The sequence below is a fragment of the Bradyrhizobium sp. USDA 372 genome, from assembly GCF_053629095.1.
Map to the genome: position 1 here is coordinate 5,361,834 of NZ_JBRJHR010000001.1, position 21,146 is coordinate 5,382,979.

General features: G+C 59.9%; 20 protein-coding genes and 8 pseudogenes. 15 read left to right on the top strand and 13 right to left on the bottom strand.

Going from position 1 to position 21,146, the window contains the following annotated elements; translation table 11 throughout:
* Positions 1–12: 12 nt before the first annotated feature.
* Together AB7M16_RS25185 and AB7M16_RS25190 are read left to right on the top strand one after the other, a co-directional pair.
* Complete coding sequence (locus AB7M16_RS25185; RefSeq protein ID WP_124163422.1) at positions 13–294, top strand: PIN domain-containing protein; 282 nt, start codon at positions 13–15, stop codon at positions 292–294.
* Positions 273–467, top strand: a complete 195-nt coding sequence (locus AB7M16_RS25190) for a hypothetical protein (RefSeq protein WP_453945427.1) — start codon at positions 273–275, stop codon at positions 465–467. Before AB7M16_RS25185 ends, AB7M16_RS25190 begins: the two co-directional genes overlap by 22 nt.
* Here AB7M16_RS25190 and AB7M16_RS25195 read toward each other — a convergent pair.
* The gene (locus tag AB7M16_RS25195) at positions 464–661 is read right to left on the bottom strand and encodes an ImmA/IrrE family metallo-endopeptidase (protein ID WP_050996322.1); all 198 of its coding nucleotides are present in this window, start codon (positions 659–661) and stop codon (positions 464–466) included. The genes AB7M16_RS25190 and AB7M16_RS25195 overlap by 4 nt on opposite strands.
* 590 nt (positions 662–1,251) lie before the next feature.
* Between AB7M16_RS25195 and AB7M16_RS25200 the strand changes: the two genes are divergently transcribed.
* Entirely contained in the window at positions 1,252–1,494 is a 243-nt protein-coding gene (locus tag AB7M16_RS25200; RefSeq protein ID WP_453945428.1) for a hypothetical protein, read from the top strand.
* Between the two features lie 177 nt (positions 1,495–1,671).
* On the opposite strand, the gene AB7M16_RS25205 is transcribed toward AB7M16_RS25200, so the two are convergent.
* Entirely contained in the window at positions 1,672–1,872 is a 201-nt protein-coding gene (locus tag AB7M16_RS25205; RefSeq protein WP_453947264.1) for a hypothetical protein, read from the bottom strand.
* Positions 1,873–1,910: 38 nt separating this feature from the next.
* Here AB7M16_RS25205 and AB7M16_RS25210 point away from each other — a divergent pair.
* A pseudogene (locus AB7M16_RS25210) lies at positions 1,911–2,185 on the top strand (transposase); the annotation flags it as partial.
* 292 nt (positions 2,186–2,477) lie between these two features.
* Here AB7M16_RS25210 and AB7M16_RS25215 read toward each other — a convergent pair.
* Positions 2,478–2,775, bottom strand: a pseudogene (locus AB7M16_RS25215) (IS481 family transposase); the annotation flags it as partial.
* Between the two features lie 103 nt (positions 2,776–2,878).
* On the opposite strand from AB7M16_RS25215, the gene AB7M16_RS25220 reads away from it, so the two are divergent.
* Positions 2,879–3,145, top strand: a complete 267-nt coding sequence (locus tag AB7M16_RS25220; protein ID WP_036032180.1) for a transposase — start codon at positions 2,879–2,881, stop codon at positions 3,143–3,145.
* A gap of 17 nt (positions 3,146–3,162) precedes the next feature.
* Positions 3,163–3,864, top strand: a complete 702-nt coding sequence (locus AB7M16_RS25225) for a DDE-type integrase/transposase/recombinase (protein ID WP_245334273.1) — start codon at positions 3,163–3,165, stop codon at positions 3,862–3,864.
* A 56-nt stretch (positions 3,865–3,920) separates the two neighbouring features.
* On the opposite strand, the gene AB7M16_RS25230 is transcribed toward AB7M16_RS25225, so the two are convergent.
* The 3 genes from AB7M16_RS25230 to AB7M16_RS25240 form a co-directional block, all read right to left on the bottom strand.
* Positions 3,921–5,990: a recombinase family protein gene (locus AB7M16_RS25230; RefSeq protein WP_453945429.1), complete on the bottom strand. Its 2,070-nt coding sequence runs from the start codon at positions 5,988–5,990 to the stop codon at positions 3,921–3,923.
* Entirely contained in the window at positions 5,980–6,150 is a 171-nt protein-coding gene (locus AB7M16_RS25235; RefSeq protein ID WP_158626816.1) for a hypothetical protein, read from the bottom strand. The genes AB7M16_RS25230 and AB7M16_RS25235 overlap by 11 nt, the downstream gene beginning before the upstream one ends.
* Before the next feature lie 168 nt (positions 6,151–6,318).
* Entirely contained in the window at positions 6,319–6,651 is a 333-nt protein-coding gene (locus AB7M16_RS25240) for a hypothetical protein (RefSeq protein ID WP_453947329.1), read from the bottom strand.
* A gap of 344 nt (positions 6,652–6,995) precedes the next feature.
* On the opposite strand from AB7M16_RS25240, the gene AB7M16_RS25245 reads away from it, so the two are divergent.
* Complete coding sequence (locus AB7M16_RS25245; RefSeq protein WP_124163991.1) at positions 6,996–7,844, top strand: Ntn hydrolase family protein; 849 nt, start codon at positions 6,996–6,998, stop codon at positions 7,842–7,844.
* Positions 7,837–8,118, top strand: coding sequence for a hypothetical protein (locus AB7M16_RS25250; protein WP_453945430.1), 282 nt, complete (start codon positions 7,837–7,839; stop codon positions 8,116–8,118). Before AB7M16_RS25245 ends, AB7M16_RS25250 begins: the two co-directional genes overlap by 8 nt.
* Here AB7M16_RS25250 and AB7M16_RS25255 read toward each other — a convergent pair.
* Positions 8,101–8,343, bottom strand: coding sequence for a hypothetical protein (locus AB7M16_RS25255; RefSeq protein ID WP_453945431.1), 243 nt, complete (start codon positions 8,341–8,343; stop codon positions 8,101–8,103). The two genes, AB7M16_RS25250 and AB7M16_RS25255, sit on opposite strands and share 18 nt — an antisense overlap.
* A gap of 235 nt (positions 8,344–8,578) precedes the next feature.
* Here AB7M16_RS25255 and AB7M16_RS25260 point away from each other — a divergent pair, with 235 nt between their 5' ends.
* A complete protein-coding gene (locus AB7M16_RS25260; RefSeq protein WP_036032306.1) occupies positions 8,579–8,863 on the top strand; it encodes a DUF3892 domain-containing protein in 285 nt (94 codons plus the stop codon).
* A gap of 1,180 nt (positions 8,864–10,043) precedes the next feature.
* A pseudogene (locus tag AB7M16_RS25265) lies at positions 10,044–10,783 on the top strand (IS5/IS1182 family transposase); the annotation flags it as partial.
* Between the two features lie 274 nt (positions 10,784–11,057).
* Here AB7M16_RS25265 and AB7M16_RS25270 read toward each other — a convergent pair.
* Positions 11,058–12,749 (bottom strand): carboxylesterase/lipase family protein, encoded by a 1,692-nt coding sequence (locus AB7M16_RS25270; RefSeq protein WP_453945432.1) that lies wholly within the window; start codon positions 12,747–12,749, stop codon positions 11,058–11,060.
* A gap of 331 nt (positions 12,750–13,080) precedes the next feature.
* Between AB7M16_RS25270 and AB7M16_RS25275 the strand changes: the two genes are divergently transcribed.
* The 3 genes from AB7M16_RS25275 (at position 13,081) to AB7M16_RS25285 (ending at position 15,781) form a co-directional block, all read left to right on the top strand.
* Positions 13,081–13,383 (top strand): hypothetical protein, encoded by a 303-nt coding sequence (locus AB7M16_RS25275; protein ID WP_260374219.1) that lies wholly within the window; start codon positions 13,081–13,083, stop codon positions 13,381–13,383.
* 168 nt (positions 13,384–13,551) lie between these two features.
* Positions 13,552–13,722: a hypothetical protein gene (locus tag AB7M16_RS25280; RefSeq protein ID WP_158626816.1), complete on the top strand. Its 171-nt coding sequence runs from the start codon at positions 13,552–13,554 to the stop codon at positions 13,720–13,722.
* Positions 13,712–15,781, top strand: coding sequence for a recombinase family protein (locus tag AB7M16_RS25285; protein ID WP_260374218.1), 2,070 nt, complete (start codon positions 13,712–13,714; stop codon positions 15,779–15,781). Before AB7M16_RS25280 ends, AB7M16_RS25285 begins: the two co-directional genes overlap by 11 nt.
* On the opposite strand, the pseudogene AB7M16_RS25290 reads toward AB7M16_RS25285, so the two are convergent.
* A pseudogene (locus tag AB7M16_RS25290) lies at positions 15,751–16,590 on the bottom strand (IS3 family transposase); the annotation flags it as partial. The gene AB7M16_RS25285 and the pseudogene AB7M16_RS25290 sit on opposite strands and share 31 nt — an antisense overlap.
* A 229-nt stretch (positions 16,591–16,819) precedes the next feature.
* Here AB7M16_RS25290 and AB7M16_RS25295 point away from each other — a divergent pair.
* Positions 16,820–18,201: pseudogene (locus AB7M16_RS25295) on the top strand (IS110 family transposase).
* Between the two features lie 2 nt (positions 18,202–18,203).
* Here AB7M16_RS25295 and AB7M16_RS25300 read toward each other — a convergent pair.
* From AB7M16_RS25300 to AB7M16_RS25315, 4 genes and pseudogenes are all read right to left on the bottom strand, one after another.
* Positions 18,204–18,461 (bottom strand): annotated as a pseudogene (locus tag AB7M16_RS25300) (transposase); the annotation flags it as partial.
* Positions 18,462–18,750: 289 nt separating this feature from the next.
* Entirely contained in the window at positions 18,751–19,050 is a 300-nt protein-coding gene (locus AB7M16_RS25305; protein WP_074448695.1) for a tyrosine-type recombinase/integrase, read from the bottom strand.
* Positions 18,977–19,246, bottom strand: a pseudogene (locus AB7M16_RS25310) (group II intron reverse transcriptase/maturase); the annotation flags it as partial. The pseudogene AB7M16_RS25310 and the gene AB7M16_RS25305, both read right to left, overlap by 74 nt.
* A gap of 669 nt (positions 19,247–19,915) precedes the next feature.
* Positions 19,916–20,077: pseudogene (locus tag AB7M16_RS25315) on the bottom strand (transposase); the annotation flags it as partial.
* A 320-nt stretch (positions 20,078–20,397) separates the two neighbouring features.
* Here AB7M16_RS25315 and AB7M16_RS25320 point away from each other — a divergent pair.
* Positions 20,398–20,766, top strand: a complete 369-nt coding sequence (locus tag AB7M16_RS25320; RefSeq protein ID WP_453945433.1) for a hypothetical protein — start codon at positions 20,398–20,400, stop codon at positions 20,764–20,766.
* Positions 20,767–21,146: the final 380 nt, after the last annotated feature.

The window sequence follows — 21,146 nt, forward strand, 5'->3', positions numbered from 1 at the left end:
GATCACGGTTGGATGCTCGACTACGGCACGCTGTACAAATATGTCAGCGGGGAGGACACCGTCGCCAAGTTGTGGGGCTCGCCACCTCCCGGCGACTCCTTCTGGAAGATGGTCGACAAGGTCGGCTTCAAGACCCACGTCTACAACAAGAACGCCGGCAATAAGGAGAAGAAGGTCGACGTGGCGATCGCCACGGCGATGATGGATGACACTTCAACGTCATCGACAAGGAAAACGACGATATCCTGCTGGTGGCCGGGGATTCGGACTATGTGCCGGTCGTCGAGAAGCTGATCGAGCGCGGCTTCAAGGTCGAGGTGGCGTTTTGGGGTCAAGCGGCTCGGGAACTGCGCCAAGCTGCCGCAAATTTCTTCGAGCTTGATGGCAAGCTTGATGAATTCACCCGCGCCGCGCCGCGCCGCAAGCAGCCGCTTAGATCGCTCCCGCGATCCAGCGGGCGCAGCTAGGCCCGCGCGAAGCGGCGGCGGTTCGCCACTCGCTGGTAGGCGCCGGTCACGTTGAGCCGCATGCGGACCAGCGGCTCGCTTGCGCCATACATGTCGGACGCTTTCGAAATCGTGAGGCTGAGGGCGGCGATGTGCATGGCAGCCTCGTCCGAGACCAGGAGCGCCGGTCCGAGCCAGTTGGCCTCCTCCTCCATAGTCTTGTCGTAGTTGCGGGTGCCTGACGGGTCGAAATCTGCATCGGCGGATGCAACAGCAGCCCGTGGGCCAATTCGTGACTGATATCAGCGGCCTGCCATTTCCTGTCGTGGGCATCGTTATTCACAATGAAGCGCTCCTGGCCGACCGCAAGCGTCACGGCCGAGAAGTCTTTCTGACCGTTGCCTGTTCGTAGGTAAGCGACCGCGTCAGGAGCCAACTTCGCGTAGTCGCTGAGCGGAAAAACCGGAAACTCCAGATGCTCAGCGAGACGCCAGGGGCAAAGCGGCAAATGCGGCGCGATATCCAGCTCCTTGCGGAGGCTGGTCCACATACCAGTTCGCTTCTGCTTTGAATGGTCATGCCCCAACATCAGGTTGGCGCGTACTGCAGTTACAAGACACTCACATCCATGCAGACAGCGCGCTAGGTATATCTCTGTCTGAGATACTGCCAGTATGCGTTCGGCCCGAATCACTCACCTGAAATGTTAATTCACGAGTGGTTTCAGGGGCGACTGGAGTTGATTATTCTACCCCTGCTCGGGTGGACCTCCCACGGCGACTCCTTTTTTCGGGGATGGGGCGAAATGATGAAGCAACTTGTAAAAACAACTGAATGGCGCGAGACCAGCGACACTGGCCGCTTCGTTCTTCGCTGGGCGGAAAGCATCCTCGAAACCAGCTTGATCACCAATCAGGATGGGTCAACCTCGCGAATCAGCCGTCCACGAATTCGGGAATTCGAAGAGGAGCGCGATATTCAAACAGCCATGAACGGACCGCGATCGAAAAAGAAACTGCGCAATTGGGCGGGCCGGGAGACTTCATAAGCTACGATGGCGTGCAGGTACCTGCACGCTGCGATTAACTGGTCGACCGTTAAGAAGCTGGACCGAGCTGAGCTGTCGCTTCACCAGGGCAACAGCCCGCCCCGTATGGCGGAATCTGACTGAAATCCCGCGGCGATGGTGGGGCGCGCACCATTACATCTTGGCTGAGGCGCGGAATTATTCCGCGTTCTCCGCCGGCAGAGCTAAAGATAGAGATAACTCACGTGCCTGCCCCGGCGTCACTTGGAGGTAAACGCCGACGACGCTCGCAATGGCAATGGAGATTTCATTATCCATCTGCTCAATTATGATGGCACCCGGCTTGTCGATTTCGATCCGGCAATACGTCCAATGATAACCATCCTGTTCATTCGCCATCACGACACAGCCTCCATTTGTCATCGGTTCAGCTGGAGGTCGTGTGGGCGGACGGCGTCTTCCTGCAGGCTCGCATGGAAGACCACAGCAAATGCATGCTGGTGCTGATCGGCGCGACGCCGGAAGGCAAGAAGGAACTCATCGGCTTCCAAGTCGGCGTGCGCGAGAGCGCGCAAAGCTGGCACGAACTGCTCGTCGAAGCCAAAACCCGTGGGCTGAAGATCGCCCCGAAAAAGTGGCCGTTGGTCATGACGCGCTCGGCTTCTGGAAGGCGCTCGACGAGGTCTTTCCCGCGACGCGACATCAGCGGTGCGATGGCCGACGATTATCTCACGTCGGCGCGTCTTGCGGTAAACCATGCGTTCGATTGTCCAAGCCGTCATCGTTCCTCACGGTAGCACCAGTTGATCCGAACCGAGTTGCCGCGCCCTCTCTATTGCCGCCCTGCGCGTCCTGGGGAACATCAATGGGATCTCCGTCCTGAATTCATAGTCTTTGACCGAAATACTGGGCGATACGATCCGGATGCGCCAATAGCGGCGCCCCTTGGCTTCTTCCCGTACTCGCGCTCCCACCGCGAAGGGTCAATCGTAACGTAGCGCCCTGGAGCTCCGCGTCAGATGGAGTATGCTCGGCTGCAGGGCTTAGAGCCAATCGAGCGGCAGCAGCACTGTGCCTCCGGAAAGCGGCGATGATCACCTCTTTCTCGATGGAAGGATTGTCGATTGGCTCCCTTGGGGCCTGTCGAACGATCGGCGACGGTCTCGCGCTGCTTCACTTCGCGACAGTCTTCTATTGATCCCATAGCGCTTGGCGAGTGCTCTTAGGCTCTTTTTGACTATTTTGTATTGCTCGACGGACTCCCTCCGTCGTGGTGGTGCAGCCGTGTAAAACTTGTCCCATGGCGCATCCTTCGAATCGTGCGATGATCTGAGGCCGACAAACTGGACCATTTTTGGCTAGAGTTCTCGCTGCCGAATCCCTCGGCTGGGACGAGCGATGGACCATGAAGGCCTCGAAGTTTTCAGATGCTCAGAAGGCGTTCATCCTGAAACAGGGCAACGACGGGGTTGCGGTGGCGGAGATCTGCCGTAAGGCCGGGATCAGCCAGGCAACCTACTTCAATTGGAAGAAGAAATATGACGGGCTGCTGCCCACCGAGATGCGTCGGCTGAAGCAGCTCGAGGAGGAGAACGGCAAGCTGAAGAAGCTGGTCGCGGACCTGTCGCTCGACAAGGAGATGCTGCAGGACGTGATCCGCCGAAAGCTATGAAGCCCGGTCGGAAGCGCATGCTGGTCGACGCGGTCCGCAGCGAATGGCAGGTCTCGATCCGCAGGGCCTGTGACGCTCTCGAATTTGACCGCTCGACCTACCACTACAAGTGCCGTCGCTCCGGCCAGGCTGCCCTCGAACAGAAGATCAAGGAGATCTGCCATGTTCGTATCCGCTACGGTTATCGTCGTGTTCACGTGCTGCTGCGTCGTGAAGGCTGGCGCCATGGCCAGAACAAGACGCGGCGGATCTATCGCGAATTGGGCCTGCAATTACGCAACAAAACGCCGAAGCGCCGGGTCAAGGCCAAGCTGCGCGATGATCGCAGGCCGGCGACGCGATCGAACGAGACCTGGGCGATGGACTTCGTCCATGACCAGTTGGCGACCGGACACAAGCTGCGCGTGCTCACGATTGTCGATACCTTCTCCCGCTTCTCGCGGCGCTGGCGCCGCGATTCACCTTCCGCGGCACCGATGTTGTGGAGGTGCTGGAAAGGGCCTGCAAGGAAGTGGGAGTCCCGGCAACGATCCGCGTGGATCAAGAACAGCGAGTTCGTGTCCCGCGATCTTGACCTCTGGGCCTACCAGCGCGGTGTCACCCTGGACTTCTCGCGGCCCGGTAAGCCAACCGACAACGCGTTCATTGAGGCCTTCAACGGCCGCTTCAGGGCCGAATGCCTCAACGCCCACTGGTTCCTGTCTCTTGCGGACGCCTAGCAAAAGGTGGAGACTTGGCGCAGATACTACAACTGCGCATCAGAACACCCATCTGGCTATGTGATTGAAGAGAAGAGATTTTGTTGAGCGGGATGCGATCCCGCGGGGTATTTTGGGTTCTGTCGCGCTCGTTCGGCGATAGATCGAGCAGCAGTTGTTATCAGCGAGGTGCGGGCGAAGATCCAAGGACCATCCGGAAGAGGATGGATGGATTCGATCTCGCCGGCTTCAGCGGCCAGCCGGAGCGTCTTGGGCGCGATCTTCAGGAGCTTTGCGGCGTTGCCAAGGTTGAGCCATGGCTCGATCCCGTCCTCGGCAGGCTTGAACACCGGGATGTGGTAGTTCGAGCGCATTGATGTGACGCGCTCGCGGGTCCAGCGATTGCCGTTGCCGGTCTTGAGGCCGTTGCGATTGAGGAGGCCGGCAATCAGATCGTCGCTGGCGATCAGCACCAGTTGACGCACGGCCTGGACGATATCGGCCGAGGTGCTGTTGCGCTGTCCGCGCCGGCGCTTCGGCAAGCGCAACTCGCTGTGGGCGCCCCCCACCCAATGAACGATGAGAACGATCTCCGAGGCCGCGTCGTCGATATCGGCCACGACCTCATGGATGAGGGTGCGCACAATGCGCTTCTTAAGACGAGCATCCGTCGTCCGCGCATCCCAGACCGTTTTGAGGTTCGAGGCCAGAACGCCGAACGAAGCTGGATCAGCAAGGGGTGCGGGCGTCGCCACATCATGCATGGCGATCTTGGCCTCAACCTCCGCCGCGTGAGCGAGCGCCCTGTTCCAGCGCGCTTCCAGCTCACTGGCCACCAGCCGGTTCGCGGGATCAGCGGCATCGTATTGCCGGAAAGCCCTGTCGGCGGCATAGCGCGCCGCTTCGAGGTCGCGACTGAGAGCATCGCGTACCTGATCGCGCCGCTCCCTGGCTCCCTTGGCGGCAGCGGTTGCGGCGGCGACAGCGCCCGGACCGACGACTCCAAGCAGCGATTCCTCGATGGCGTCATCGACGCGCAGTCCGCCGAAGGCGATGCAGTGGGCCCCGCCATTATCCATCCAGGCACGGCTGCAGCTGTAGCGCGGGATATGGTTTTCCATGCCGGAGTAGCGGAGTGTGAGCTTACGACCGCAGCGCTTGCAGCGGATCAGACCGGCCAGCAACGCGTCACCATGCTTGGGCGCGCCGTGATGCCGACTGGTGGGAACATTGCTGCTGACCATGGTGCGAATCGCCTCGAACTTCTCCCAGCTCACATACCCTTCGTGAGTGTTGGGCTTCAGCGTCAGCCATTCGTTCCGCGCCTTGCGGCGGATCTTCACGCGCACGCCCGCGGTGCCATATCCCGCCGCCACAGCTGTCTTACCATAGGCATAGGCGCCGCCGTAGACCGGGTTCTCAATGATCCGGTGGATGGCAGAGTAGTTTGGTCGCCGCCAGGCCGTGTCGCCGTTGGTCTGCTTCACCGGAAGATCGAGATTGTACTCGTGGAGCCAGCAGAGCGCCTGACGCGCGCTTCCCAGTTCCTCGACCTTGTCGAACACCAGCTTGATCGCCTCCTGGACACGCCGATCCGGGTCTTTCTCATAACGATCGCCGGCCTTCACGAAGCCGACGGGCGCTGTCACAACCAACTCCCCCCGGCGCGCCTTCTCGTAGCGGGCCGAGAGCGAGCGCTGGCGCAACAGATCCAGCTCGTACTCGTTGAGGCTGCCCTTGAGCCCGAGCAGCAGGCGGTCGTTGCCGTGCCTTGGCGCATAGATGGTCTCTTGATCGACCAGAACGGTATCGACCACGCGGCACATCTCGATGAGTTGCTGCCAATCCCGGCTGTTGCGGGCGAAGCGCGAGACCTCGCGGGCGCAAACCGCACCAACCTTGCCGAGGCAAACCTCCGCCACCATTCGCTCGAATCCGGCGCGTTGTATGCCGCTGGCGGCTGAGCGACCGAGATCATCATCGATCACTTCAATTTCTGACCACCCGAGTGCCGTCAGCCGGTCTCGCATGGCGTATTGCAGCGCGCTGCTCTCGCGATTGTGCAACACCTGATGGGCCGAAGATTGACGCACGTGAAGAATCGCCTTGCGCTCCAGATGATGAGGCCTGACCTTGTCAGAGATCATGATCGACCTCCTTCGCGGGCAGCGTTGCTGTCCTCGCAGCATGGTCGAGGATCAACTGCGTCATCAGGCTCGTGAGGGCCGCCCGGGCTTCCGCCGGCAACTCCAGCCATGCGGGCGCGCCGATGGCGCCGTTTGACAGGCCACTCCCGAACAGATCCATCTGCGGCCGCGGCCGCGGCTGCGGCTGCGGCTGCGGCCGCGGTTGTCGATTGTGTCGGTATCCGCTCCCTGGCATTGCCGTCTGGCGTGACATGAGTCGCTCCCCGATTCTGGTCGTGAGAGACTCTGGATGCGCCAGAAAGCAGGGCAGCTGATGACGTTCGACCCTTCAACGCCAGATCGAGAAGCGCAGAGAGCGCCGCAAGTGCATCGATGCTGACAAACGGCTGAGCTGCCAAAAGCTCGGCGTCAGGGCATGCTGCCCGATCGAACATCCACGCTGGAACCTCCAACCATCGATCCGCTTGCGATCCATCCAGAGAGCAGCGTAAAGCGACATCATCAGCCTTCTCGACGCTTCCATGAACGCAAACTCGGCGACCAAACCAGGGATGATGTCGATAAAGAACCTCGCGAAGAACGGTCCTGTGGGCGTTCTTGAGCCTTGTTGTACAATGGCCGGCGTCCCCACTCGAGCCTTGACGGCGGCACCCCGGATCAAGCTTACTTCAGCCCGCTGCCGTTCCGCGCGGTAGCCTAACTCTGGCAGAAGCTCCACTTAACGACGCGGAATTGCTGTTCAGACAACCGGAGCCAGCTCAGAGACACGCCGACGTAGAACGCCTCGTCTTCACTGCGCAATCCCCGGCGAGGGCGCGTGAACGCAGATTGATTGGGGCTTTCCGTTCTGACCATCGGCAGACCTTCAGGGGCGACAAAACATCAGCCCTGTAGTCGCACGGATTTTCGGAAGCTGTCTATTAAATAGACTCTGCGTTCGCGGTGGCATTCTCCGCGATTACACCTGAGCCTAAGGCCCGAAGGAAGCAAAGAGAAGGAATTTAGATGACTGTGTGTGTTGCTGCCTGCGTCCACGATGGTTTGGTCTTTGCTGCGGATAGTGCTACCAGCCTCTTGGGTGCTAACCGGACTACCGGCGAGGTAGTGATTGAGCGTGTGTACCAGTACGGGAACAAAGTGTTCAACCTGGACAAGCGCCTGCCGGTGGTCGGCATGACCTCGGGCTTGGGAGCTATCGGCAACGCCCCCATTCACTCACTCGCGAAGGACCTGCGCCGGGAGTTTAAGACGGACGGCAGCAAGTACCAGCTCAACCCCGACAAATACTCAGTTGCTGAAGTCGCGGAGAAGGCACACGATTTCCTGTTCACCGACAAGTACTCGGCAGCTTCCAAGATTGAGGGCGATCATTCACTCGATTTTTGGATCGGCGGCTATTCGTCAGATTCCGACACCCACGAGTTGTTCAAGGTGGGCATCGTAAATGGGGCTGCGACAGTTGAATGCTTGTGTCGAGACGGCCAAAGCGACCTATTTTGGGGTGGTCAACCGAGTGCCATTAATCGATTGGTCATGGGTTACGACAACACTCTTGTGGAATCGCTGAGAAAAGTGGGAGTATCCGACGCCGACCTTCCGGGCTTGATGGACTTCATAAGCTCTGAAACCGTGGCTCCGTTAATGCACCCTGGAATGCCGGTTCAAGACGCAATCGAACTTTGTAGTTTTCTTGTCGAAACCACCAAAGGTTTCGTTCGTTTCCTACCAGGCGCCGATACGGTTGGCGGCGAGGTTGATATCGCCGTGGTGACGCGGCACGAACGTTTCAAGTGGATCAAGCGAAAGCACTACTACCCCCAAAACCTCAACAAGTTGGAGACCGACCATGTCTAAGACGAGAGAGGCGGCGGTCCACGCAAGCCGAGAACTACCACGCGAGCAGCCGATGCCGCGTTTCGATTATCAGAAGCCGCCGACGATTACCAAGGATGTGTCGTCCACCAATAGGGCTACTCTGTCCACTGACCAGGCCGCAGTCTTCGACAAGGCCGCAGAAATTTCGCTCCTTGCAGAATCTCCATTTCTGAGGAATGACAGGCGGGATGTGATCGAGCAGCCGACTCGTCCTTCGCGCCGTCAACTTGGCGGCTCACTTCTTCCCTTCTAGAAGCATGCGTATGCGCGCAGCGATCTTGCGTGCCTCCTCCGGCCCCGGGTCGAGTTTCACGCAATCGAGGATCCCTAGCACTTCCTGAGCGTCCTCGGCATCGAGCGTCGCGACTTGGCGATCTGCCAGGCTCAAAGACTGATCGGCCGCGCGGGCCTGATTGGCTGCAAGCACCGCAAGCGCCTCTGAGCGTAGCGACGTGATGTACCGCTCGAATATGTGCATCCGTTGGCCTGTAGCTAGCCTTAGGGTACGCTTCGCAAACGCCGCAGCGCCGGTGGCCGAGCCCCGTCCGTGAAGACTGTGGTTGGCCACCTTTGCTCCAGAGACATATTCCCGAGGCGCCACCAGATCATGGCGCAGACAAGTAACCGGGGCACCTACCTGAATTGGTCGGCGGCATGGTCCGCCACTGAACGCTAACCTTGTTGCTCCTTTTGCATGCGGAAGAAGAGACCCCGTGGCCAGACTCGCACGCGTTCGTTGCGTCAGTAAGACCGACAGCACGAATCCACACGAGAGAATTAGCAGCATCGGCGGGGTATATTCGAACGGAAGTCACTGGAAGCAATCTGTCGTTCAGACGATCAGAGACATCGAAAGCGGCGCGTGGGAATTCTATGTCCAGGAAGACGGGCTGACTGCTGGTTTGATCGTGGCCAAACACGAAGGGCACAAGTACATCAAGACGACGGCAGACGGCATTCAGCCAGACAATCTTCTTTCACTCGCTGAGTGTCCGTGATGCTTGTCCATCCCAGATCGCCGGTAGTGCGGGCGCAACTCGGCGCCGTTCGGCTGCGCGGTGTCAGGCGCTGTCCCCGCCACGCCCGCACTACCCTTTGAAATTAGCGGCAACATGACTAGGCGCTTGAAAAGTTCCTCGCGTTTACCCTGAGGAAGCGCTGTCCCTGCGGCGCACCGCTAATTTCGGGGGCAGCCAGCCTCAAGCGGCGAAAGAAGCTGACCAGGATCTTATCGCTCGCAGAACGAGCATAGCTACCATGACGGGGCTTAGCCCACGATGGAAGCAGCGCGGGCGCGCCTCGGCGCCGGAAATGCGCAACGACGCTGTCCCTACCGCGCCCGCGCTGCCGATGAAGCTAGCACTGATCTTCCCCCGACACAGCGCGCTGTCCCTATCACGTGCCGCAGATCTCGGTGGCCAGCCTTCGCCCTTGGATTGGCAAGGCTAACCGGGCTCGCTCCCAAGAGGCTCAAATTCCCAAGGGGGACCAACAAAGCAATATCGTCGAAAAGTACCGGAGGACACCTACCAGCACCAGTGGGTTGCCGCGCCCCGCGAGCATGCCATATCAAAGCGCTCGGCCTGCAACTCTCGAGCTGGCTCCGAGTAACTGCCGTGCCTAGGACGGAAGTGGTAGCGGCAATCCAAGCATTCACGGACTGCGTCCGTAGGCCAAGCCATACACCGGCAGAAGACACGTACGGGCCACAGCGAACTGAAGAACAGCGGCCGATTGGCGATCCCGAGTTGAAATTATCTGCTCAAAAATGGACGCCGTGGCGGATTGCCCTCTTTCGACCTTATCCGAATTCGAGGCGCTCAGACGCGAGATGGGGACAGATTTTCCCGCAACGCCATCCGCTTTACTCAACCGTGTAGCGGACGCCTTTTACGCCGTGGTTCGGCGGATGCCGGACCCTTAATCAGGACGGAGCGGATGATGCCTAGCACATGCTCGCTGCACACGATCGGCGAAGCTATACGCGACCTCGAAGAAAAAGTCGCTCACGTTGCAGAAATCAGCCGTGAGGAGCTTGCGAGCGGCGTTCTGCGCATTACGAAGCGCCTTCGAGATGACTCGAAGCCGCGCTCAAGGTAATCGATGGCCTAAAGGATCACACCGGTCCCGGGGCGGCAGGCCGCTTACGGTGATTGGGAGTTAGCGCTGTCTCCGCCACTGGCGAGGAAGCACGGGGTCAAGCTGCGGCGGTCCTATCTTCGCATTGCCAAAACCGCGACAATGATGGCGGGACGCTACGGCCATGCCAAGCAATTGAAGCGGCATCAGCGGCAGCTGCCCCTCCCGCTCAGCCGGGCCTCGCAGATCCGCTCGCAGCAGCAGCGCCAGCGCGGCTTCAAGCTTTCTTCCTTCCACGCCCCGGAGGTGGAGTGCATCGGCAAGGGCAAAGCAGCCGCGCCTTACGAGTTCGGCGTCAAAGCCTCCATCGTCACCAACAACCGCCGTTCTCCCGGGGCCTGTTCGTGCTGCACGCCAGGGCGCTACCCGATAACCCGTACGACGGTCACACCTTGCGGGACGTCATCGACCCCACCGAGACACTCACCGGCTGCGCGATCGAGCGGGCCTATGTCGACAAGGGATACCGCGGCCACGACGCACAAAATCACCGACGGATCTTCATCTCCGGCCAGAAGCGCGGCGTCTTCGGTGTCATCAAGCGCGAGCTGCGCCGCCGCTCCGCCATCGAACCCATCATCGGACACCTGAAGGCCGATGGTCACCTCGGCCGCTGCTACCTCAAAGGCCGCGCCGGCGATGCGGCTAAAGTCATCCTCTCAGCCGTCGGCCACAACTTCCGCCGCATCCTCGCCTGGCTCAGAGAACTCTTGTGCCTCATCCTGCTCCAGCTATGGCGCACGTTCGGCCGTCCCGCCCCGCTCAATTCGCCTTCTTAACGGACGACTGACTACAACTGAAATCGGCGTGCTCGATCGCCTCGTCACCGACATGACACTGTCCCCGCGATTAACAGAACGGACTACTATTCGGCGGAGGAGAGGCGCGAGGCCACTGCTGGCTCAATGTAGTAGAGGCAGATCCAAGGCCCTCGGAGACGGCGAACGTTGCCTGGGGACATGGCGCGTGCGGCGACACCTTGTCGGCCATCGTCGCAGCAATCTGGCGTAGCCGCGATACAGCGGGCGGGACATTACCGATCCGGGTTGTCAATCAATAAGGGTTAAAGTGCCAGCGCTCCCAGATTTCACGGCGTGACCCGTCAGGGTCCGCAACCGCCTCAGAATCTGCTGACCACACCATCACGACGCGTTTGTTTGTGTCGTAGGAAGGCCATTCCGGCACGCCAACGCCATTAGGGTCTCCCTTCTTTGCGAAATTCGTCCACGCGGTCAACATCTGATTAGTCAGCCGAGAGATATCCGAGCCCGGGGCCTTCGACAGCGCAAGACCACCTGGAATTTGGCTGAAATCACCGGTGCCGAACATGAATGGAAGTTCAATTGAATGAAACGCCCCCAACGGGGGCAGCGCAGGATCGAGATACTTTGGGGGCACATGCCAAGTGAAGCGATAGAGCCACACCTTGCCGCCCGAGGCCGATTGGCGCTCGGCTAGGTGTGTTGCCGGTTGCGTCATTATCACGTCATCAACCAGCGCCGCTTCGATTGTTCTTTGATCCGTCGTCCCGAGAACCTTCTCACACGTACTCATGAGCTTGCGTTTTACTTCCTCCCGTTTCTCCTCTGAGGTGTCCCGTATGGAGGGTAACATAGAGAAGACATCGATCTTTGCGCCGAGATCGGTGTCTTCCACGAACGGATTGCGGAACTTGCTGTCATACATTGCCCAGTAGTTCATTTCGTTTGCATTCGTCCCAAGCATGATCCCAACATGTCTTGACGTTCCGGAGGCGAGTGCTTCGGCAGGATCGAGGGCGACCCCCGAACCATCTGCGACGGGAGCGAAGAAACCATCCGGCTCACCGGTAGCGTGGGCCTGCAGCAATAGATCTCGAACGGGCGCCGTTTTGATCTGCGCCATGGTTTTCAAGGATCCGACGTCCATGACTTTTTTCACTGTCGCTTCCGCCGATCTCCTGGTGCGAATTAGATTGTAGGCCCCGCTTTGCAGGATCGCCCGTTGAAATGGCTTTTTCAGCGAGGGAGACACGAGGTGTGCGGCGATTGAGATCGAACCAGCCGATTCACCGAATACCGTGACATTATCAGAGTCCCCGCCGAGCGCCGTCGCGTTACGTCGAACCCACTCAAGCGCTGCGATCTGATCGCGCAGGCCGTTGTTGCCGCTACCGGAATAGGAAGGGTCGAGCGCACCTACCTCCGCAAATCCCAGCAAGCCGATACGATAGTTGATCGTGACGACGACCACATCCTTTCGAGCAACTGCTGCCCCATTATAAACGTCGGACGCGCCACCGGCAATGAAGCCTCCGCCGGGAAGATAGATCATGATTGGCAAATTCCTGACCTGCTTCGCAGGCTTCCAGACATTAAGGTAAAGACAATCTTCATCCTCGAACAAGCGAGTTGTGACTCCGCCTACGACAACCTCATGCGCCATGGCCGCTTTGGGATAACTTTCGAGCGGATCCTCGATTTGTGGACAGATTGTCCGATAGTTCGCTGCCTCAAGAATTCCTTGCCAATGATTAGGCAAAGATGGTGGGCGGAATCGCAAATCGCTCACCGGCGGAGCCGCGTAGGGAATTCCTTTGAGGCTCAGGATCCCATCCTCGATCACGCCCTTTGCCATCCCTCCCTCAAGTGTTACGCATTCAGGGCATGTTTCGTTTAATGCCCCTGCCACGGCACTTGTCGAGAACATCACAAATCTCAATAAGATCATTATGATTGACTTGGTTTGCACCGAACACTCCTGCATAGAGACGGCCTACATAGCGCGGCCTAACTACAGTGTGCTGTTGAAGCATTTATAATGCCAAGTCCTATTTCTACGGCGAGGCAATAGATCCGGCGGCACAGCCGTCAAGCGATGGTACAAATTCGGTGCGCCGAGCGAACTGCGCGCCAGCACAGCAATCAGAGGTGCGACTCGGTTCTTAGTCCAAGCTTTGATAATGCCCTTTTGTCGCTGTAGCGAGACCGAACTGTGAACCATTCAGAACTAGAGTTTTTCGCCGTGATCACGTTGGCGGGCTGGATGCGCCGACGTGGTTTTGCAGTAAAATCGGCGGTCGATTGCCGATCGCGCAATGGGGCCGCTCTTCGTTGTACAACAAGACTCAAGAACGCCCACAAAACCGTTTTTCGCGAGGTTCTTTATCGATTTCATCCCTGGTTTGGTCGCCGAGTTTGCGTTCATGGAACGGTCGGGAAGGCTGATGATGTCACTTTCCGCTGCTCTCTGGATGGATCGCAAGCGGATCGATGGTTGGAGGTTCCAGCATGGACGTTCGATCGGGCAGCATGCCCTGACGCCGAGCTTTTGGCAGCTCAGCCGTTTGTCAGCATCGATGCACTTGCGGCGCTCTCTGCGCTTCTCGATCTGGCGTTGAAGGGTCGAACGTCATCAGCTGCCCTGCTTTCTGGCGCATCCAGAGTCTCTCACGACCAGAATCGGGGAGCGACTCATGTCACGCCAGACGGCAATGCCAGGGAGCGGATACCGACACAATCGACAACCGCGGCCGCAGCCGCAGCCGCAGCCGCGGCCGCAGCCGCAGATGGATCTGTTCGGGAGTGGCCTGTCAAACGGCGCCATCGGCGCGCCCGCATGGCTGGAGTTGCCGGCGGAAGCCCGGGCGGCCCTCACGAGCCTGATGACGCAGTTGATCCTCGACCATGCTGCGAGGACAGCAACGCTGCCCGCGAAGGAGGTCGATCATGATCTCTGACAAGGTCAGGCCTCATCATCTGGAGCGCAAGGCGATTCTTCACGTGCGTCAATCCTCGGCCCATCAGGTGTTGCACAATCGCGAGAGCAGCGCGCTGCAATACGCCATGCGGGACCGGCTGACGGCTCTCGGGTGGTCAGAGGTTGAAGTGATCGATGATGATCTCGGTCGTTCAGCCGCCGGCGGCATACAACGCGCTGGTTTTGAGCGGATGGTAGCGGAGGTTTGCCTTGGCAAGGTTGGTGCGGTTTGCGCCCGCGAGGTCTCGCGCTTCGCCCGCAACAGCCGGGATTGGCAGCAACTCATCGAGATGTGCCGCGTGGTCGACACCGTTCTGGTCGATCAAGAGACCATCTATGCGCCAAGACACGGCAACGACCGCCTGCTGCTCGGGCTCAAGGGCAGCCTCAACGAGTACGAGCTGGATCTGTTGCGCCAGCGCTCGCTCTCGGCACGCTACGAGAAGGCGCGCCGGGGCGAGTTGGTTGTGACAGCGCCCGTCGGCTTCGTGAAGGCCGGCGATCGTTATGAGAAAGACCCGGATCGGCGTGTCCAGGAGGCGATCAAGCTGGTGTTCGACAAGGTCGAGGAACTGGGAAGCGCGCGTCAGGCGCTCTGCTGGCTCCACGAGTACAATCTCGATCTTCCGGTGAAGCAGACCAACGGCGACACGGCCTGGCGGCGACCAAACTACTCTGCCATCCACCGGATCATTGAGAACCCGGTCTACGGCGGCGCCTATGCCTATGGTAAGACAGCTGTGGCGGCGGGATATGGCACCGCGGGCGTGCGCGTGAAGATCCGCCGCAAGGCGCGGAACGAATGGCTGACGCTGAAGCCCAACACTCACGAAGGGTATGTGAGCTGGGAGAAGTTCGAGGCGATTCGCACCATGGTCAGCAGCAATGTTCCCACCAGTCGGCATCACGGCGCGCCCAAGCATGGTGACGCGTTGCTGGCCGGTCTGATCCGCTGCAAGCGCTGCGGTCGTAAGCTCACACTCCGCTACTCCGGCATGGAAAACCATATCCCGCGCTACAGCTGCAGCCGTGCCTGGATGGATAATGGCGGGGCCCACTGCATCGCCTTCGGCGGACTGCGCGTCGATGACGCCATCGAGGAATCGCTGCTTGGAGTCGTCGGTCCGGGCGCTGTCGCCGCCGCAACCGCTGCCGCCAAGGGAGCCAGGGAGCGGCGCGATCAGGTACGCGATGCTCTCAGTCGCGACCTCGAAGCGGCGCGCTATGCCGCCGACAGGGCTTTCCGGCAATACGATGCCGCTGATCCCGCGAACCGGCTGGTGGCCAGTGAGCTGGAAGCGCGCTGGAACAGGGCGCTCGCTCACGCGGCGGAGGTTGAGGCCAAGATCGCCATGCATGATGTGGCGACGCCCGCACCCCTTGCTGATCCAGCTTCGTTCGGCGTTCTGGCCTCGAACCTCAAAACGGTCTGGGATGCGCGGACGACGGATGCTCGTCTTAAGAAGCGCATTGTGCGCACCCTCATCCATGAGGTCGTGGCCGATATCGACGACGCGGCCTCGGAGATCGTTCTCATCGTTCATTGGGTGGGGGGCGCCCACAGCGAGTTGCGCTTGCCGAAGCGCCGGCGCGGACAGCGCAACAGCACCTCGGCCGATATCGTCCAGGCCGTGCGTCAACTGGTGCTGATCGCCAGCGACGATCTGATTGCCGGCCTCCTCAATCGCAACGGCCTCAAGACCGGCAACGGCAATCGCTGGACCCGCGAGCGCGTCACATCAATGCGCTCGAACTACCACATCCCGGTGTTCAAGCCTGCCGAGGACGGGATCGAGCCATGGCTCAACCTTGGCAACGCCGCAAAGCTCCTGAAGATCGCGCCCAAGACGCTCCGGCTGGCCGCTGAAGCCGGCGAGATCGAATCCATCCATCCTCTTCCGGATGGTCCTTGGATCTTCGCCCGCACCTCGCTGATAACAACTGCTGCTCGATCTATCGCCGAACGAGCGCGACAGAACCCAAAATACCCCGCGGGATCGCATCCCGCTCAACAAAATCTCTTCTCTTCAATCACATAGCCAGATGGGTGTTCTGATGCGCAGTTGTAAAAGGCGAAGTATCGGCCGATCGAGGCGCGGGCGTCGGACACGGTGTCGTAGGCGCGCAGATAGACCTCTTCGTATTTGACGCTGCGCCACAGCCGCTCGACGAACACGTTGTCGCGCCAGGCGCCCCGGCCGTCCATGCTGATGGCGATGCCATGCCTGGCGAGCACGCCGGTGAACGCGGAGCCCGTGAACTGCGAGCCCTGGTCGGTGTTGAAGATGTCCGGCTTGCCGTGGCGAGCGAGAGCGTCCTCCAGCGTCTCGACGCAAAATGCGGCTTCGATCGTGATCGAGACGCGCCACGACAGCACCCGGCGGCTGAACCAGTCGAGCACCACCGCGAGATAGATGAAGCCGCGCGCCATCGGGATGTAGGTGATGTCCATCGCCCAGACCTGGTTCGGGCGTGTGATCTCCATCCCGCGCAGCAGATACGGATAGATCTTGGGCCCGGGTTCGGGCTTGGTGGTACGCGGCCGGCGGTAAAGCGCCTCTATCCTCATCCGCCGCAGCAGCGTTTTGACATGCCGGCGGCCGATCTTGCACGCCTCGGCAGCCAACAGGTCTCGCAACATTCGCGAACCGGCGAAGGGAAACTCCAAATGCAGCCGGTCAAGCCGTTGCATGATCGCGAGGTCGGCGGGCGATACCGGACGTGGTAGATAATAGACACTGCCACGGCTGATCTTCAAAACTTCCGCCTGTTTCGTGATCGGCAGGTCATCACGGTCGATCATCGCTTTGCGCTCAGCAGGCCGGCTTTGCTGAGCGCGCCTTCTAAAAACTGAGCGCGGCGCTGCGCGCCCCCTGTGGGATAGAAACGGCTAACCGCTAGACTGCGGCCGGAAGGGAGCGGCCGATACGATTTTGGTGGCACGTGAGCCCGTCAAAAAACCTGGTCCATGGGCTGTTGCGCACTTGAGAGTGGTGACGCCATCTCGGCGATCCCGTTTAGGAATTTGAATGAATTGCGCAGCCCAGCCCTTCCGCCGGAGTCAGAAGGAGCTACAGATGAATCCCAAAAGATCGAAGTCGAAGGACGGCGGTAAGATGCCGATGGTGCACCCGAACGCGGCTGCCATCGACGTTGGCGCCACCATGCATATGGCGGCCGTCAGGGCAGATCGCGCACCGGAGCCAGTCCACAGTTTCGGTACCTTCACGGCCGATCTGCATCGGCTGGTCGACTGGTTTACGGAATGCGGCGTCGAGACCGTCGTCATGGAATCGACCAGCGTCTACTGGATTCCGATTTTCGAGCTTCTCGATGCCCGGGGATTTACCGTGTTTCTTGTCCAACGCGCGCGATGCCAAGCACGTGCCGGGGCGTAAGACCGATGTCAGCGATGCGCAATGGCTGCAGCGGCTCCATTCATTCTGGTTGCTGCGGGCCAGCTTTCAGCCCAAAGGGCAGATTGCCGAACTGCGAGCCTACGTGCGTCAGCGCGAGCGTCGGCTGGAGTACGCGGCCTCACACATCCAGCATATGCAGAAGGCCTTGACGGAGATGAATCTTCAGCTCCACCACGTCGTCGCCGACATCACCGGCGCGACTGGCCTGCGTATCATACGCGCGATCCTTGCCGGCGAGCGCGATCCCGAGGCGTTGGCGTGCTTGCGCCACTACAGTTGCCACTCCAGTGCCGAGACGATTGCGAAGGCGCTCACCGGGAGCTACCGCGCCGAGCATCTGTTTGCGCTCGAGCAGGCACTTGCGCTTTACGACACCTACCACGAGAAGGCATCTGCCTGCGACGCCCGGATCGAAGCCGTGTTGAAGGAACTGAGCAACCATCGCGGTCGTGGCCATGGACCAGCACCGCGGGCATCGCTGCGTCGGAATCGAACCGATCAGGCGAACGCTCTAGCTTTCGACGTCCGCGAGGCGCTGTTCGCGTTGCTGGGAAAAGACATCACCACCATCGACGGCCGCGGTCCTTACCTCTCGCTGAAGCTGATCGCTGAATGCGTTGACGACCTCTCCTCGTGGCCAAGTGCAAAGCATTTTACCTCCTGGCTGGGACTGGCGCCGAGCAACAAGGTCTCCGCGGCAAAAGGCTCTCGTCCCGAACACCCCGATCCGGCGGCCGGGCGGCGGCGCTTCTGCGCCTTGCTGCCGTCACCGTCGGACGCACCGATACTGCGCTCGGCGCCTTTTACAGTCGACTTTCATCGCGCGTCGGCAAGGCCAAGGCCGTGACCGCCACGGCCCGCAAGATCGCAGTTCTGTTCTACAATGCTGTGCGATACGGAATGGACTATGTCGATCCCGGGGCCTCGTCATACGAGACGCGCTACCGGACGCGAGTGGTCAACAATTTGCATCGGCGTGCCAAGGCATTCGGCTTCTTCTCCAGCCGTTCGAGCCGAACGTCGGCGATGCCGTTTCTTAGGAATCGTTCTCAAGCGTCAGCTCCCCGATCTTGGCGTGCAGCGTTTTCACGTCCACCGCGGGCTCGCTCGTTCTGTTGGCGCCAGGACCAAAGACCTCGGCCGCCGCTCCCTGAAGCTGGGACTTCCACTGCGTGATCTGGTTCGGGTGTACGTCGAAATGCTCAGCCAGCTGGGCCAGCGTCATCTCGCCCTTGATCGCCGCTAACGCCACCTTGGCCTTGAATGCCGGTGCGTGCTGCCGGCGGGCTCGTTTGCTCATCGTCTCTCCTGATTCGCGGGACAATCTTGCCCGCCGTCAGGCAGAAACTCCACTTATCGCCCTGTCCAGATTTCCGGAGCCAGCTCACTCCGTCCGCATTCTCGAGGACGGAACGATGCCCCGGCCCATCAGGCGCGGCGGTGTGGTTCTGTGGGACATGCGACTGATCGACCGAGCGTTCGAAGTCCTCTCAGGCGATGCGGAAGGCGCGACCCTTGGGCTAGTGTGAGCCTAACGCGGCAATAGCCCGCTTGGCGACCAGCCTTTGCTCCGCAGCCTTCGTGTACCGTTACAGCTCTTTCAAGCTGTCGTGCCCGGTTATGCTGGCAATCACCTTCAAGGATAAGCCCAGCTCGGCCAGTCGACGCGCTGCCGCGAAGCGCAAGGTGTGGGGACTGCATTGTGTTGTGATTCCAGCTGCTTTGCCCCAGGCCGAAAACTTGCCGGTGAACGACTTATCGCTATAAGGCTTTCCGCGTTCAGTCAGGATGAATGCAGGCGCATCGGCAGCGATCTTGCAAGATCCTGTCCGAGGCCGTTGGTATTCCCAACGGTCGCGTGCTGCCAGCTCCGCCTTTCGGTATGTCAACGCGCCGCACCGGAGGCGGAAAGTAGCTGCCCGAACTCATCCGATTCCAGATCCGATAGAGATTCTTACTCAGATCTCGGTCGAAGTCTTCGATCGACTGCCCGTCAACACCAGCTGCCCCTTGGTTAGCCTTCACTTGCTTATACGCCTCCCACACATCGCGTTTGGCAATACAAAACGGCTTGGCCTTACTCATGCCGATCATCCCCTTTCGGGTTGTCGACCGCGTAAAGCCGGATGACAACGCCCCTTCGGTGCAGTGCCATTGCAGCGCCTTCGTCCCTAATACGGGCGTTTCCGCCCCTGTGCTCCGCATCGGTACTCTGCTCCTTGCGGCGACGAGCCGCTTGGAGTCCTCCCTTCACATCGGAGCGACAGGTTCCTGTGTTCCTTGTCAAAGCCTGATCCGACGTCACGCCACCTTCATGCCGGACGCCGGTTGGACAGTCGGCAGGCTCCCCCCAACCCTTGCTCGCGGGATAGACATCCTGATCCCGGTTTCGACGTCGATAGAACACGTTACGACACGTCATCAGCGGTTTACTTACGTTCGTCTCCTCGGATCTCACCTGACGGAGTTTCCTCCGCCTTTTCCTCCAACGCTCACTACTAGGGCTCTTTACCCTCGCAGCTCGGAGCGGTTTGACGTCTACCCCTGCAGGTCGACTTCGGAGGGCCATCCTCCATCTCTGACAAAGCTTCGTCAGGATTCAGGCCGACGCCTGACTTCCACAGCACACGACGTCCTCGTGCTTGACGCTGCGCCACAGCCGCTCGATGAAGACGTTGTCCATCCAACGACCGCGGCCTCGCGTTCGCGAGCGTCCTCGCTCTCCCGCCCGACACCCGCCTCAAAGGCCCGGGCCGCCTGGTCCAGCAGCTGCTTCTTCCAGGCATAGATCTGGTTCGGGTGAACCTCGTAGCGCTGGGCCAGATCGGCCACCGTCGCCTGCTCCCGCACGGCTTCCAGTGCGATCTTTGCCTTCAATGCCGCGTCGATCTTGCGTCTCGTCTTCGTCGTCATCATCCGCTCCGTTTATTAGACGGAGCCGCCCCTTCCAACTAAGCACGTGGTCCCAAAATCGGGATCCATTTCACACCATCGCCCGGGGCCAATTCGTTGGTGTGATTTGTGAAAGGTGCCCAATTGGGACACCACCCCGGTTTGATCGCTGCATTGCCTCGCCCCGCCGCACACAGATCCATGCCGATGATGGTCGCCCCTCAAGATTGCGCAACATCAACTCTTTTTTCTGAGGAGTTGCCTTTGCGGGTCGAGCCTCGCTAAATCTGCAGCACCGGCGCGAGCTACTGCGGCTTCCAATCCAGCAACAAAGGAAACCTGATATGACCCCTGTTGAAGAGGCCTTTATTCGAGCGATAACGTTGCTTGACGGTCCAAAACCGACCGAGCAACGGGCTCAAATCGTCGCCCACCTGGATACTATTATAGACTATGCACGCGACGATGCCGAGGAGCGCCTAGCCCATAGCTTCAAAGCGGTGGCCCTGAACCATCTCGACAGTATCGGTCGAGATACGTCGACTATTGTTAAGGAAAAAATGGAGCTGGCCCTGATCGCCACCGAAGAATTGATTCTAGCTATCGTCGAGCGCAACCGGCGGGGAATAAGATCCGAGCGATGTCCATGCAGGAACTTTGCAACCGGGCAATACGCCGGCCGGTTGTCGCGATCAGCTAAGCATGAGCGATGACTACCTCCACCAAAGACATGCACGCAGCGCCATCGGACCAAGCAATAACCTTCAAAGTCACGGCCGGCGCGTGACTGGAAGCCCTTCGGTCGAGGAGTTCATGGTCTACTTGTTCGAGCCCGACGGGAATGTAGTGCACTGCGTAAGGCTGATTTGCGCTGATGAGGAAGCGGCTAAGCAGCGAGCACAGCAATTAGCCGAGACCAATAGGGTCGAGCTTTGGCGGCTCACTCGCAAGCTCGCAAGATCGCGAGCTATCCGTCACGCGCGAACTGAGGCGCTTGGTTTGCGAAATCCTCGCTCTTACCCTTTGCCATGGCGTTTGTCCCTCACACACACGATCCCGGTCTCCCGGCGCCGGCGCTTCAGGTCTTCCTGGT

Excerpts from the sequence above, each read along its gene's own strand:
- AB7M16_RS25205 (WP_453947264.1), bottom strand. The coding sequence starts at position 1,872 with ATGGCGAATGAACAGGATGGTTATCATTGGACGTATTGCCGGATCGAA.
- AB7M16_RS25275 (WP_260374219.1), top strand. The coding sequence starts at position 13,081 with ATGGGGCCGCTCTTCGTTGTACAACAAGACTCAAGAACGCCCACAAAA.
- AB7M16_RS25285 (WP_260374218.1), top strand. The coding sequence starts at position 13,712 with ATGATCTCTGACAAGGTCAGGCCTCATCATCTGGAGCGCAAGGCGATT.
- AB7M16_RS25245 (WP_124163991.1), top strand. The coding sequence starts at position 6,996 with ATGACTGTGTGTGTTGCTGCCTGCGTCCACGATGGTTTGGTCTTTGCT.
- AB7M16_RS25255 (WP_453945431.1), bottom strand. The coding sequence starts at position 8,343 with ATGCACATATTCGAGCGGTACATCACGTCGCTACGCTCAGAGGCGCTT.
- AB7M16_RS25235 (WP_158626816.1), bottom strand. The coding sequence starts at position 6,150 with ATGGATCTGTTCGGGAGTGGCCTGTCAAACGGCGCCATCGGCGCGCCC.
- AB7M16_RS25250 (WP_453945430.1), top strand. The coding sequence starts at position 7,837 with ATGTCTAAGACGAGAGAGGCGGCGGTCCACGCAAGCCGAGAACTACCA.
- AB7M16_RS25280 (WP_158626816.1), top strand. The coding sequence starts at position 13,552 with ATGGATCTGTTCGGGAGTGGCCTGTCAAACGGCGCCATCGGCGCGCCC.
- AB7M16_RS25195 (WP_050996322.1), bottom strand. The coding sequence starts at position 661 with ATGGAGGAGGAGGCCAACTGGCTCGGACCGGCGCTCCTGGTCTCGGAC.
- AB7M16_RS25185 (WP_124163422.1), top strand. The coding sequence starts at position 13 with ATGCTCGACTACGGCACGCTGTACAAATATGTCAGCGGGGAGGACACC.
- AB7M16_RS25225 (WP_245334273.1), top strand. The coding sequence starts at position 3,163 with ATGCTGGTCGACGCGGTCCGCAGCGAATGGCAGGTCTCGATCCGCAGG.
- AB7M16_RS25270 (WP_453945432.1), bottom strand. The coding sequence starts at position 12,749 with ATGCAGGAGTGTTCGGTGCAAACCAAGTCAATCATAATGATCTTATTG.
- AB7M16_RS25320 (WP_453945433.1), top strand. The coding sequence starts at position 20,398 with ATGACCCCTGTTGAAGAGGCCTTTATTCGAGCGATAACGTTGCTTGAC.
- AB7M16_RS25200 (WP_453945428.1), top strand. The coding sequence starts at position 1,252 with ATGATGAAGCAACTTGTAAAAACAACTGAATGGCGCGAGACCAGCGAC.
- AB7M16_RS25220 (WP_036032180.1), top strand. The coding sequence starts at position 2,879 with ATGAAGGCCTCGAAGTTTTCAGATGCTCAGAAGGCGTTCATCCTGAAA.
- AB7M16_RS25230 (WP_453945429.1), bottom strand. The coding sequence starts at position 5,990 with ATGATCTCTGACAAGGTCAGGCCTCATCATCTGGAGCGCAAGGCGATT.